The sequence below is a fragment of the Arthrobacter sp. NPDC056727 genome (genome assembly GCF_042790555.1).
Taxonomy (GTDB): domain Bacteria; phylum Actinomycetota; class Actinomycetes; order Actinomycetales; family Micrococcaceae; genus Arthrobacter.
In genome coordinates, this window is record NZ_JBHTZA010000001.1 from 264362 (window position 1) to 277097 (window position 12736).

The following is a 12736-nucleotide window of genomic DNA, read 5'->3' on the forward strand; positions in this document are numbered from 1 at the left end:
GGATGCTTTGCGCCTGGCGGCGCCCGTGGCTTTCATCCTTACAGATGGTCCCGCCGCTGCCCAGAGAACAGGCAGATGTTTTCTCAGTGCCCGACGGCGGTGCTCACCTCGGCGGGTAAAGTTCCGGAAGGAACCGTGGTTGGCTAACTGCTGACGCCGCACGCCGGGCGGGGTAGGTTGTCCCCATGGCCAGTGAACAGACCACCATCAGTGTCGACGGGCCCGGCGGCCCGAGGGAAATGCGCATCTCCAGTCCGAGCCGGGTGCTGTGGCCCGAACTGGGACTGACCAAGCTGGACCTGGCGCGCTACTTCGTGGATGTGGGGGAGGCCTTCATCCGGGCGAACGGTGACCGGCCGGTGGCCCTGCAGCGGTTTTCGGGCGACGTGGACGGCGAGCAGTTTTTCTCCAAGAACCCGCCCAAGGGTGCTCCTGACTTCATCCGCACGGTGAAGGTGGTGTTCCCGAGCGCCCGTTCGCACCCCATGCTGGTCTTCGACGAGCCGGCTGCGGTGGTCTGGGCCGCGCAAATGAACACGGTGGTTTTTCACCCGTGGCCATCCCGCGCGGACAACTCGGACAACCCGGACCAGCTGCGCATCGACCTGGACCCGCAGCCCGGCACCGACTACGACGACGCCATCCCCGCCGCCCTGGAACTGCGCAAGGTGCTCGCGGAGGCAGGGCTGGAAGCCTTCCTGAAGACGTCGGGAAACCGCGGCCTGCACGTCTACGCGCCCATAGAGCCGAACCGTGAGTTCCTGGACGTCCGCCACGCGGTGATCGCGGCCGCCAGGGAGCTTGAGCGGCGCATGCCGGACAAGGTCACCACGAACTGGTGGAAGGAGGAACGCGGCGAGCGCATCTTTGTCGACTTCAACCAGGCCAACCGGGACCGCACCATCGCCGGTGCCTACAGCCCGCGGGCCCTTCCACACGCGTCCGTTTCCTGCCCCATCACCTGGGACGAGCTGGCGGATGCCAGGCCCAAGGACTTCACCATCCTCACGGTGCCGGACAGGCTGAAAACGGTGGGGGACCCGTGGGCGGACATGCATGCGAAGGCTGGCACCATCGGTACGCTCTTGGAGTGGTGGGGTCGCGACCTTAAAAACGGCCTGGGGGAACTGCCCTTCCCGCCGGACTACCCGAAGATGCCGGGCGAGCCGCCCCGCGTGCAGCCCAGCCGGGCGAAGAAGCCGGAGTAGCCGGCGCTACTCCATCCCGCCCCTACTCGAAGCGCGAGGGATCGCCGGTGCCGCGGCGCACCACCTCGGCGGTGCCGCTGGAGAAGTCGACGACGGTGGTCGGCTCGGAGCCCGTGTCACCGGACTCGACCACCGCGTCTACTACGTGGTCCAGCCGCTCCTTGATCTCCCAGCCCTGGGTCAGGGGTTCCTCCTCGTCCGGCAGCAGCAGCGTGCTGGACAGCAGGGGTTCGCCGAGCTCGGCCAGCAGCGCCTGGACGAAGTTGTGCCGCGGGATGCGAACGCCCACCGTCTTCTTCTTAGGGTGCAGCAGCCGGCGCGGAACCTCCTTGGTGGCCAGCAGGATGAACGTGTAGCTGCCCGGCGTGACGGACTTGATGCTGCGGAACACGTCGTTTCCGATGTTCACAAACTGCCCCAGCTGCGCGAAGTCCCGGCAGACTAGCGTGAAATGGTGCTTGTCGTCCAGCTGGCGGATGCTGCGGATCCGGTCCAGCGCCTCCTTGTTGCCCAGCTGGGCGCCGAGGGCGTAGCAGGAGTCCGTGGGGTAGGCGATCAGCCCGCCTGATCGAAGGAGCTGCACGATCTGCGAGATTGCGCGGGGCTGGGGGTCCTCGGGGTGGACATCAAAGAATTTCGCCATGCGTTGAGCCTACGGCCGGGCGGCGTTCCGCGCACGCATTCGCGAGCGCCAGCCGTCCAACATGCTCACCCCACATGCACCCACGGACGCTTCGTGACATCCGGCTCGGCCTCCCGCAGCACCTCCCGGGTGACCGGGGCGATCTCACCCTCGCCGAGGAACAGGAAACGCAGCAGGTTCACCACCGGATTGCCCTCGGTCCAGCGGAAATAGATGTGCGGCATGAGCCCGGTGACGTCCCGAATGTGCAGGAGCACGGAGGCGATGGTGTTCGGCACAACGGGCCCGTGGACCTCCAGCACCCGGTAGCCGTGCCGCACCACGCCGTGCACCTGCAGCTCGGTTTCGAAGTCGGACGAGTCGTCCACAATCACCTCAAGGAACAGCGCCTGGTAATGGACCGGCAGGTGGCTGACCTCGATGGCCGACGTCAGCTTCTGCCGGTATGCCTCCGCGGTGAGCCTGCGGGGTTCGTGCGCGATGATCCCGATGGGGCCGCTCTCATCCGCCGCCACGAACTCCAGTGCCGTCCGGTCGAGGCGCACATGGGTGGCGTGCAGCTCAAAGGACCGCCCGATCCGGGACAGGAGCGAAATGACGATGATCCCGAGAATGAAAAACCCGGCGATCCGGATGCCCTCGGGCCGCTCAATGACATTGGCCACTGTGGTGTAGATGAACACGAGGGCGATCAGCCCGAACCCGATGGTGCGTGCGCGCTGCCGGCGGCGCCGGGCGGACAGCGCGACGGCGATAGCCGCGGAGGTCATCAGTACCAGCACGCCGGTGGCGTACGCACCGCCCTGGGCATCGACGTCGGCCTTGAAAAGAATGGTGACGAGGAAGGCGATGACGCCGAACACCAGCACCAGCGGCCGGACGGCCTTGGCCCATTCCGGCGCCATCCCGTAACGCGGCAGGTACCGCGGCACCAGGTTCAGCAGCCCCGCCATCGCGGACGCTCCCGCGAACCACAGGATGGCGACGGTGCTGAGGTCGTACACCGTCCCGAAGCCGTTCCCCAGGTACTGGTGCGCCAGGAAGGCCAGGGCGCGTCCGTTGGCCTGCCCGCCGGGCTGAAATTCTGCGGCCGGAATGAGGATTACCGTGATGAGGCTGCTGGTAATCAGGAACGCGCTCATGATCAGCGCGGCGGTGGTCAGCATGCGGCGTGTCCCCTCGATGCGGCCCGCCGGGTTCTCCTCCGTGTCCGTATCCCGGCCGCGGACCTGCGGCATCACCGCCACGCCGGTCTCGAAGCCGGAAAGGCCCAGCGCCAGCTTGGGGAACACCAGCAGGGCTATGGCCACCGCGAGGACGGGATTGCCGTGCGATGTCCCCAGGGCCTGCCACCAGTCCCCGACGGCGGCCGGGTGGCCAAGGGTTTCGAAGGCGGCCCTCGCCACCACCACGACGTTCAGTCCCAGATAGACCGCCACCAGCACGACGGCGATCCCGATCGCTTCCTTGAAGCCACGCAGGAACACTGCGGCGAGCAGCGCCAAAAGAACCAGGGTCACCGTCACCTCCTGCCCCTGCAGCCAGCCGGGGGCATACGGGTTCTGGATGAGGTGCGCCGTGGCGTCGGCGGCGGAGAGGGTCATGGTGATCATGAAGTCCGTCGCCGCGAAGCCCAGCAGCACCAGGACGAACAGCTTCCCGCCCCAGCGGGGGAGCAGCCGCTCCAGCATGGCGATCGAACCCTCGCCATGTGAACTCTCGCCGGCCACCCGGCGGTAAACGGGCAATGCCCCGAACAGCGTGACGGCCACCAGGACCAGCGTGGCCAGCGGAGAGATGACTCCGGCGGCGAGCGCGGCGATGGCGGGCTGATAGCCGAGGGTGGAGAAGTAGTCCACGCCGGTGAGACACATGACCTGCCACCACGCATGCTTCCGCTCGTGCGCCGTCGTCTGGCCGCCTGGTCCCTGATGGGATCCCTTGCTGTCCTGGAGTCCCAGCAGCAGCCAGCTGGAAAGCCGCTGCCTCCGGGTATGGCGCAGCTCCGAAGGTTCCGCCGGCGGGCGGCTCATGGTGGTCATGGTGCCTTTCATCTCTGATTGGTGCCCGCTCCCGCGGCAAGTTACTGCTGCCGCGGTACATCGCTGGGGCAAGCCGAACGTAGCACCGTGCGGCAGCACAGGAACCGCCGGTGGCGGAATCTTGACGCATCCTTAACGCCCGTGTGAGCCACCCCACCACCGGGGGAGCCCGTGCCGTGGCAAGGCGGTGCACAGGTGAAAGAATGGCGTCATGGCAGGGGAACGGATCGTCATAGGCCTCTCGGGAGGCCTTGAAGGGGAGATCCTGATCCGCCGTGCCGTGAAGGTCCTCGATGATGCCGGCGGCGGCGAACTGCTCGCCGTCCACATCCGCTCAACCGAGGGCGCGTCGCACGAATCAACCAGCGCCCTCGAATCACAGCGGCGGCTGGTGGTGGAGCTGGGCGGCAGCTATCACACGGTGGCTGCCCAGGACACAGTCGAAGCCCTCCTGGAGTTCGCAACCCATGTCGGCGCCACCCGCCTGGTCATCGGCCAGTCACGGGCACACCGGCTGTCGCGGCTGCTGAGCGGCGGCACTGAGACGCGGATCATCCGCTGCGCCGGCGACCTCGACGTGCAGGTAGTGCCGCACCCCCTCGCCGGACGCGGCACCGGACGGCGCCGGCAGCGGAACCTTGGCCGCGCACGCGTCGCCGTCGGCTTCGTGCTGGCGGCCACCGTTCCCATCCTGATGCAGCTGGCGCTCGCCGTCATCGAGCACAGTGTGGCCACCGCCGTCCTGGTCCAGCTCGCGGGGGCCGTGGCCGTGGCGCTGGTGGGAGGCCTGTGGCCTGCGGTCGCGGGTGCGCTCTGGAGCAGTCTGCTGGTCAATTACTTCTCGACGCCGCCTGTCGGCGAGCTGGCCATCAAAGACCCGCAGGACCTGCTGGCGCTGGGTGTTTTCGTGGGCGTTTCGGTGGCGGTGGCCGGCGTGGTGGACAGGTCCGCCCGGCGCTCCAAGGAAGCCGCCCGGGCCCGTGCCGAGGCGGCAACGCTCGGTGAGCTCGCCCGCGGAGCCACCCGCGCGGAGGACACGGTGGGCAGCCTGCTGGAACAGGCGCTGGACGTCTTCGGTGTCCGGGGCGCGGCTCTCTTCAGCGGCCCGGCCTTCCGGAACGGCGCTGCCCCGGGTGACCGGTATGGGCCGGGCGGCCGGTTTGCCTTGGGTGACCCGTCCGCTTTCGGTGACCGGCAGGCGGTCCGGAAGGGGGACGGTGAATCCGAGCGGAAGCTGCTCGCCAGTGCGGGCGAACTGACCGAATCCGAACGGGAGGGCACGGACTTCGCCGAACACACGGTGGAACCGCTCGACGACGGCACCTGGCTGGTGCTGTTCGGCCGGGCAGTGCCGGCAGCCGACAGCAGCCTGCTGGGCGCCTTCGCCGCCCACGTGCTCGCCCAGCTGGAGCGCCGGCAGCTGGCCGCCAGCCGTCTGGAGGTGCTTCGGCTGGCCGAAGGAAACAGCATGCGCACCGCCATCCTGCGGGCCGTCTCACACGACCTCCGCACCCCGCTCGCCGGCATCAAGCTCGCCGTCGGCGGGCTGCTGCAGACCGCCGTCAGGTACACCCCCGAGGAGAAGCAGGAGCTGTTGGAAACCATCGACGAATGTTCGGACCGGCTGGACGGCCTGGTGGGGAACCTCCTGGACATGTCCAGGATCACCGCCGACTCGGTGCGCCCCCTGCTGAAGCCCGTCCGGTGGCTGGATGTTGTACCGCCGGCGTTGCGCGGCCTGGCGGCGGGCAGGGTGCGGGTGATCCTCCCGCCGAACCTTCCCGCCGTCGACGCCGACGCCGTCCTGCTGGAACGCGTGATAGCCAACATCGCGGAAAACGCGGTCAAGTACGCTCCCGCCTCAGACATCATCGTGACCTCCGCGGCGGGCGGGCTGAGCAGCGCCGTCCTTAACGGACACCCTGCCGGAGAACTGCGGATCATCGACCACGGACGCGGCGTGCCGGACCGGAACGTGCCGGCGATGTTCCGTCCCTTCCAGCGGCTGGACGACCTTTCCCAGACAACCGGCGTGGGCCTCGGACTGGCCGTCGCCCGGGGGTTCGTCTCGGCCATGGGCGGGAGCCTGGCGGCCGAGGAAACGCCCGGCGGCGGACTCACCATGGTCATCCGGCTTCCCCTGTCCACGGGGCATGACCTGCAGGGACATGACCCAACAGGACATGAGCCAACAGGGCATGACGCCTCACCGGCCGCTACCCAACAGGAGGCGGCCCAGTGAGCAGCGTCCTCGTGGTCGACGACGACCAGCACCTCCTTAAGGCCCTGCGGATCACGCTGCAGGCGCACGGCTACACCGTGGAGACAGCCGCCGACGGTGAAGAGGCGCTGCTCGCTGCCTCGCGCAATCCGCCCCAGCTTGTTGTCCTGGACCTCGGACTGCCGGACATGGACGGTGCAGCGGTCCTCAGGGAACTCCGCCGCTGGAGCACCGCCCCGGTCCTGGTGCTCTCGGCCCGGCACGGCTCATCCGACAAAGTGGATGCGCTCGATGCCGGGGCCGACGACTACATCACCAAACCCTTCGGGCTGGAGGAACTCCTGGCCAGGCTGCGCGCACTCCTGCGCCGTGCCCCGGAAGCCCCCGAGCCGTCCACCGTGGACACCGCGGAGTTCAGCGTGGACCTGGGGCGGCGGATGGTCACCCGGAACGGAGAACCCGTCAGGCTCACTCCCACAGAGTGGAGCATCCTTGAACTGCTGGTACGGAATCCCGGGAAGCTCATCACACAGCAGCAGATCCTGGCCAGCGTGTGGGGGCCGGCCTACGAGAAGGAAGCCAACTACCTGCGGGTGTACATGGCGCAGCTCCGGCGCAAGCTGGAGGCGGACACCGGCAACCCGCGCCATCTGCTGACCGAGGCCGGCGTCGGTTACCGTTTCCGGCCCTGACCTGCGCCTATGAACGTCCCGTGAACTTCCATGAACCCCTATGAAGGGGAGCCGGATTCGGGCAACATGTGTACTGTTGCGCCGCACACCGGGCGCCACACGTACAGCCGAAGGAGAACCGATCGTGTCCACCCTGCTCAACCCGTACATCAGCTTCCGGGACAACGCCCGCGACGCCCTGACCTTCTACCAGTCCGTGTTCGGTGGCGACCTGGCGCTCAGCACCTTCGGAGAATTCCACGCCAGCGAAGATCCGGCCGAAACTGACAAGATCATGCACGGGATGCTGACCACGGCGAAGGGGCTCGTGCTTATGGGGGCCGACACCCCCAACTCCATGGACTACTCGCCGGGGAACAACATCTCCGTGTCGCTGAGCGGCGACGACGAGGCCGAACTGCGCGGCTATTATGACAAGCTGTCCGTCGACGGCGGTACGGTCACCGTCCCGATGGACAAGGCACCGTGGGGCGACATCTTCGGCATGTGCACCGACAAGTTCGGCATCGCCTGGCTGGTGAACGTCAGCGGAGCCTCCGCAGCGCCTGCCTCCTGAACTAGAAAAGCAACGCGGGGTCACTTTTCGCCCAATAACGGAGGCTTATTGGGCGCCAAGTGACCCCGCGTTGCGGTTAGGGCAGTAAGCGGTTCAGGAACGCGGCGGGGACCAGACCCACTCGCGGACATCGGGCAGGTCCTCGAAATGCTCACGGATGTACTCGGCGTGGGCGTCCAGCTGCCGGTGGCAGTGCCCGGCCAGGGTCTCCGCGCCGTCGAACTGCCGCGGCATCCGGCGGAGCGCCTCCAGCGCCAGGTGGTAGCGGCTCATGCGGTTCACCACCACCATGTCGAACGGCGTGGTGGTGGTGCCCTGCTGGCTGTAGCCGCGGACGTGGAACCGCTCCGGGTTGGGCCGGCCGTGCAGGAGTTGGTGGAAGGAGCGGGCGTAGCCGTGCCATGCCACCACCACCTCACATGTGTCCGTGAACAGCGAACTGAACGTGCCGTCGTCGAGCCCGTGCGGGTGCACGTCCCGTGGCGGAAGAACCATGGCATCCATGACATTCACCACGCGCACCGTGGCGTCGGGCACGTGGCGCTGCAGCAGCCAGGCGGCCGCCAGTGCCTCCTCGGTGGGGATGTCGCCGGCGCAGGCGAGAATGACGTCCGGTTCACTGCCGCCGCCGTTTTCGTTGCCCGCCCAGTCCCAGCGGGAGGCCCCGGCCTCGGCGTGCGCCCTGGCTTCGTCGAGCGTGAGGTACTGCGGGTGGGACTGCTTGTCGACGACGACGAGGTTCACGTAGTCCTTGCTGCGGAGGGCGTGATCTGCGGCGGCCAGAAGCGTGTTGGTGTCCGGCGGCAGGTAGATCCGGGTGACCTCGCCGGACAGGGACAGCACGGTGTCGATCAGGCCCGGGCCCTGGTGGCTGAAGCCGTTGTGGTCGTTGCGCCAACAGGTGGAGGTCAGCAGGATGTTCAGGCTCGGCACGGGCGAGCGCCATTCCAGGTCGCGGGCATGCTGGAGCCACTTGGCGTGCTGGACGGTCATCGAGGCGCTGACCATGGCGAACGCCTCGTAGCTGGCGAAAAACCCGTGCCGGCCGGTCAGCAGGTAGCCTTCCAGCCAGCCCTGGCACAGGTGCTCGGAGAGCACCTCCATCACGCGGCCGTCCGCCGAGACGTGGTCGTCGCCGTCGCTGCCCGGCAGCATGAGGCAGCGGTCGGTGGCCTCGAACACGGCGCCCAGCCGGTTGCTGTTGGTCTCGTCCGGGCAGAACAGCCGGAACCGCGGGTTGTCCTTCGTGCCGGTGTAGAGGTCGCGGAACAGCTCGCCCAGCGGCTTGGTGGTTTCGATGCTGGTTGAGCCCGGCTGGCCCGGGTCGACGGCGTACTGCGCGAGGTCGGGAATCTCCAGCGGGACGGACGGCTGGCCGTTGGCCCGGGGGGCCGCCCCCATCCGGAGTTTGCCTTCGGGAGCCAGCGCAGCAAGTTCGGGAAGGAGCCGGCCGTCGTCGTCGAACAGGGTTTCCGGCTTGTAGGAGCGCATCCACTGTTCCAGCAGCGCCAGGTGCTCCGGGTTGTCCCGGACACCGGACAAGGGAACCTGGTGCGCACGGAACGTACCTTCCACGGGGTTGCCGTCCACGCTCTCCGGGCCGGTCCAGCCCTTGGGCGTGCGGAGGATGATCGCAGGCCAGCGGGCCGCCGTCGTTCGGTTGTTTCCGGAACCGTCAGCGGCCCCAGAGCTGGCGCCGCCCCGGGCGCCCTGCTGGATGTCCCGGATGGTGGCGTAGGCGTTGTCGAGGGCGGCGGCAAAGGCGTGGTGGACCTTCCCGGGCTCGTGGCCGGACACCGTCACGGGCTCCCAGCCGTTGGCGTGCAGCAGTGCCTCGACGTCCCGGTCCGGGCGGCGGCCCAGAACGGTGGGCCCGGAAATCTTGGCGCCGTTGAGGTGCAGGATGGGCAGGACTGCGCCGTCCCGTGCCGGGTTGAGGAAGAACGGCGCCGTCCAGGAGGCGGCGAGCGGGCCGGTCTCTGCTTCGCCGTCGCCCACCACGCAGGCGGCGATAAGGTCCGGGTTGTCCATCACCGCGCCGGTGGCGTGCATCAGGGAGTAACCCAGTTCGCCGCCCTCGTGGATGGAGCCGGGGGTGGCGGGGCCAACGTGGCTGCCCACACCGCCCGGCGTCGAAAACTGCCGCGCCAGCCGGCGCAGGCCTTCGGCGTCGCGGCTGATGTCGGGGTAAATCTCCGAGTAGGTGCCTTCGAGGTAGACGTTCGCCACCACGGACGGGCCGCCGTGGCCGGGCCCGGCGATGAAGAGCACCTCGGCAGATGTATTCCTGATCAGCCGGTTCAGGTGGGCATAGATCAGGGACAGCCCGGGCCCGGTACCCCAGTGGCCCAGCAGCCTCGGCTTGATGTGCTCCGGCCGCAGCGGTTCCCTGAGCAGCGGATTTTCCTGGAGGTAGATCTGGGCCACCGTGAGGTAGTTGGCCGCACTCCAGTAGCGCTGGAGGAGGTCCAGCTCTTCATCCGATATCGTCCCGCTTGTCTCGGCCATGCCCATTGGTGTGCCTTCCGTCGGTTCCGTTCCCGCGCTGACGGGCACAGTCTACCCCCGGGGTTTTGGGCTCCCTCAGATCCACTTCGGGGCGGCGGGCACCCCGCACGTGGCACCCGGCCCGCTCGCGGTGACGCCGCCGGTGCCGCGGCCGGAGGCCCATTCGACGACGGCGGGCAGGGGTCCGCTGACGATCGTCGGATCCTCCGCCCCCGTGTCTCCGAACTCCAGGTCTGTGCCCGGCACCCTCACCATCAGCCCGGCGTCAGTGCCGCGGGCGTGCCAGGCTCCGGTGATGTCCCGCAGGAGCCGTTCCAGGACAGGTGCCGGAACGTCGGCGAAGGTTGCCCCGTTGCCGAGGTCGACGGCGTGGATCCAGACTTCGCGGGTGCGCATCCACACGGTTTCCGACGCCGGAACGGTGCGGCCCTGGATGGTCTTCACCTCGCTGGCCCAGTCCCGGTCCGGCAGGTCGCGCCATTCGACGCTGAGGTGGACGGCGGAGTGGTCAAAGAGGTTCCGCAGCGCGATCGGTGACAGGGTCGCGCCGAAGGAAATCTCGTGGTCGCGCACCTCGGTGGAGGGGTACATCGGGGTCTCTACCCCCGTGGCGGCCCACTCCACCAGCCGGGCGACAGCCCTGGCGTTGTAGCCGACGTGCGCCACGACGTGCCGGCGTGTCCAGCGGGGAAGGAGGGAACCGCCGTCGAGCTCTGCATCGGTGAGTTCGTTCAACTTGCGTGCGAAGAACGCGGTGCCCCGCCGGGCCTGCAGGAGTTCTTCCTGCAGGCCCGGATCGGTGGCGAGGTCGTGCCGGGCGGCCATCAGGCCTCCTTGACCACGCGGTTGGTCAGCTGGCCCAGGCCCTCGATGGTGGTGACCAGGACCTGGCCTTCCTGCAGGTAGCGCTTGGGGTCCTGCGCATGGCCGACGCCGCCGGGCGTGCCGGTGGCGATCACGTCACCGGGGTTCAGCGTGATGATGGTGGAGATGTAGGCGACCAGGAACTCCGGGGTGAAGACGAGGTCGCCGGTGGGGGTGCTCTGCTGGACCTCGCCGTCGACGGCCGAGGTCATCAGCGGCCCAACGGTGAACTCGTCCTTGGTGACCAGGGCCGGGCCGAACGGGGTGGAGTTTTCCCAGGTCTTGCCCTGCAGCCATTGCACGGTGCGGAACTGGTAGTCGCGCATGCTGATGTCGTTCAGGACCGAGTAGCCGGCGATGTGGTCCGCGGCGTCCGCTTCGCTGATCCGCCGGCCCTTCTTGCCGATGATGACGGCGAGCTCGGCTTCCCAGTCCACGGTGTCGGATTCCTGCGGCAGTGCCAGGTCGTCGTTCGGGCCGATCAGGGATTCCTGGTATTTGGCGAACAGGGTGGGATGGTCCGGGATTTCCCGGCCCATCTCCTTGATGTGGTTCCGGTAGTTGTGGCCCACGCAGATGATCTTGCCGGGCGCGGGTACGACGGCGGCGAGGTCGGCGCCGTCGAGCGCGTGCGTTGCGCCGTTGGCCGCCGTGGCCGTGGTCTCCCAGTCGTCGCTGCGGAGCAGCTCGCCGACGTCGGCAAAGCCGTCGATCTCCGTCAGGGTACCGCCGTCCTGGCGGACTGCCACGGTTCCATCAGCAGTGCGGAGGGTGAGGAGTCTCATTTACTTGCGTCCTTCGGTGTAGGTGCGGCTGAAGTTCAGCCGTTCAAAGATGGGGGCGTCGCTGAAGCGGAACAGGTCGAACTCGCTGTCCGCTTCGAGGGACCATTCCTGCCAGGACGGGACCACGAACAGGTCTCCCTTGGCCAGGCCCTTGCGTTCGCCGTTGAGCAGCACGCTGCCGGTACCCTCGAAGACCTGCCACACGCTGGAACCGACCTCGCGGAGGCCCTGGGTGGCGGCCCCGGCGCGGAGCCGGTGGAACTCGGCGCGGATGGTGGGCATCACGTCCCCGCCCGTGGTCGGATTCGAGTACCGGATCGCGGCGTGGCCCTGGCTGACCGTGGCCGGGTGCCCCTCGTCCTCCAGGAGCAGCTGCTCACGCAATGCCCGGTCCGTGTGTTCCCAGCGGTACGCGGCGATGGGGGAGTTGGTGGTGTTGTCCAAGCCGGAGAGCGGACGCAGGCCGGGATGGGCCCAGAGCCGCTCGGACCGGGAGATGTCCGGAGTTGCCTCGTCGGTGACGCGTTCGGTGCCGAACTCGAAGAAGCCCGCGTCCGCGTAGTGCACGAACGGGATGTCCAGGCCGTCGATCCAGGCCATCGGCTGGTCGGTGTCGTTGTGGTGGCCGTGGAAGTTCCAGCCCGGCGTCAGGAGGAAGTCGCCGCGGCGCATGGCCACCGGGTCCCCGTTCACCACGGTCCAGACGCCTTCGCCTTCGACGACGAAGCGGAACGCGTTCTGTGAGTGGCGGTGCTCGGGCGCGGTTTCGCGGGCGCCCAGGTACTGGATGGCCGCCCACAGCGTCGGTGTCGCGTAGGGCGTGCCACCCAGCCCCGGGTTGGCGAGGGCTATGGCCCGCCGCTCGCCGCCCCGCCCCACGGGAACCAGGTCACCGGCGCGGGCAGCCAGGGGGTAGAGGTCGTGCCAGCGCCACACATGGGGCACGGCCTTGGGTGAGGGGACCATCGGCATCAGGTCGCCGATTTCGGTCCACAGCGGGATGAGGTTTTCCTTGTCGAAGTCCCGGTACAGCTGCTCCAGCTGCGCGGCCTCCTCCGGCGTCGGCTCCGGGGCCACATGGGCGGCGGCAACGGATTCGTGGGTCGTGGTCTCGGCGCTGATGGACACGGCGGCCTCCTCGGTGGTTCCTGGTACGTCTGGCGTAGTACCGAGATTAGAGACACCGGGGCCGTGATCCCCACGATATTCTGGCAGGC

10 protein-coding genes are annotated in these 12736 nt (G+C 68.2%); 4 read left to right on the forward strand and 6 right to left on the reverse strand.

The genetic code is table 11. The features are described from left to right. Positions 1-185: 185 nt before the first annotated feature. Positions 186-1208: a non-homologous end-joining DNA ligase gene (gene ligD / locus ACFRAH_RS01195; RefSeq protein WP_377989087.1), complete on the forward strand. Its 1023-nt coding sequence runs from the start codon at positions 186-188 to the stop codon at positions 1206-1208. A 22-nt stretch (positions 1209-1230) separates the two neighbouring features. On the opposite strand, the gene ACFRAH_RS01200 is transcribed toward ligD, so the two are convergent. Beyond that, positions 1231-1851, reverse strand: coding sequence for an L-threonylcarbamoyladenylate synthase (locus ACFRAH_RS01200; RefSeq protein ID WP_377989088.1), 621 nt, complete (start codon positions 1849-1851; stop codon positions 1231-1233). A 65-nt stretch (positions 1852-1916) separates the two neighbouring features. Further along, positions 1917-3893 carry an amino acid transporter gene (locus ACFRAH_RS01205; protein ID WP_377989089.1) on the reverse strand — a complete coding sequence of 659 codons (1977 nt, stop codon included), beginning with the start codon at positions 3891-3893 and terminating at the stop codon, positions 1917-1919. 211 nt (positions 3894-4104) lie between these two features. On the opposite strand from ACFRAH_RS01205, the gene ACFRAH_RS01210 reads away from it, so the two are divergent. The 3 genes from ACFRAH_RS01210 to ACFRAH_RS01220 all read left to right on the forward strand — a co-directional run bounded on the left by ACFRAH_RS01210 (position 4105) and on the right by ACFRAH_RS01220 (position 7362). After that, a complete protein-coding gene (locus ACFRAH_RS01210) occupies positions 4105-6135 on the forward strand; it encodes a DUF4118 domain-containing protein (protein ID WP_377989090.1) in 2031 nt (676 codons plus the stop codon). Continuing rightward, positions 6132-6806, forward strand: a complete 675-nt coding sequence (locus ACFRAH_RS01215; protein ID WP_377989091.1) for a response regulator — start codon at positions 6132-6134, stop codon at positions 6804-6806. The genes ACFRAH_RS01210 and ACFRAH_RS01215 overlap by 4 nt, the downstream gene beginning before the upstream one ends. Before the next feature lie 124 nt (positions 6807-6930). Continuing rightward, complete coding sequence (locus ACFRAH_RS01220) at positions 6931-7362, forward strand: VOC family protein (protein ID WP_377989092.1); 432 nt, start codon at positions 6931-6933, stop codon at positions 7360-7362. Positions 7363-7455: 93 nt separating this feature from the next. Here the strand turns inward: ACFRAH_RS01220 and ACFRAH_RS01225 are convergent, their stop codons facing one another. The 4 genes from ACFRAH_RS01225 to ACFRAH_RS01240 form a co-directional block, all read right to left on the reverse strand. After that, on the reverse strand, positions 7456-9870 hold the full coding sequence (locus tag ACFRAH_RS01225; protein ID WP_377989093.1) for a phosphoketolase: 2415 nt from the start codon (positions 9868-9870) through the stop codon (positions 7456-7458). A 75-nt stretch (positions 9871-9945) separates the two neighbouring features. Then, complete coding sequence (locus ACFRAH_RS01230) at positions 9946-10695, reverse strand: maleylpyruvate isomerase family mycothiol-dependent enzyme (RefSeq protein ID WP_377989094.1); 750 nt, start codon at positions 10693-10695, stop codon at positions 9946-9948. Next, complete coding sequence (locus ACFRAH_RS01235) at positions 10695-11519, reverse strand: fumarylacetoacetate hydrolase family protein (protein ID WP_377989095.1); 825 nt, start codon at positions 11517-11519, stop codon at positions 10695-10697. The genes ACFRAH_RS01230 and ACFRAH_RS01235 overlap by 1 nt, the downstream gene beginning before the upstream one ends. After that, positions 11520-12647 (reverse strand): cupin domain-containing protein, encoded by a 1128-nt coding sequence (locus tag ACFRAH_RS01240; protein ID WP_377989096.1) that lies wholly within the window; start codon positions 12645-12647, stop codon positions 11520-11522. Positions 12648-12736: the final 89 nt, after the last annotated feature.

Coding starts and splice junctions, on each gene's coding strand:
- ligD (WP_377989087.1), top strand. CDS start 186: ATGGCCAGTGAACAGACCACCATCAGTGTCGACGGGCCCGGCGGCCCG.
- ACFRAH_RS01200 (WP_377989088.1), bottom strand. CDS start 1,851: ATGGCGAAATTCTTTGATGTCCACCCCGAGGACCCCCAGCCCCGCGCA.
- ACFRAH_RS01205 (WP_377989089.1), bottom strand. CDS start 3,893: ATGACCACCATGAGCCGCCCGCCGGCGGAACCTTCGGAGCTGCGCCAT.
- ACFRAH_RS01210 (WP_377989090.1), top strand. CDS start 4,105: ATGGCAGGGGAACGGATCGTCATAGGCCTCTCGGGAGGCCTTGAAGGG.
- ACFRAH_RS01225 (WP_377989093.1), bottom strand. CDS start 9,870: ATGGCCGAGACAAGCGGGACGATATCGGATGAAGAGCTGGACCTCCTC.
- ACFRAH_RS01230 (WP_377989094.1), bottom strand. CDS start 10,695: ATGGCCGCCCGGCACGACCTCGCCACCGATCCGGGCCTGCAGGAAGAA.
- ACFRAH_RS01235 (WP_377989095.1), bottom strand. CDS start 11,519: ATGAGACTCCTCACCCTCCGCACTGCTGATGGAACCGTGGCAGTCCGC.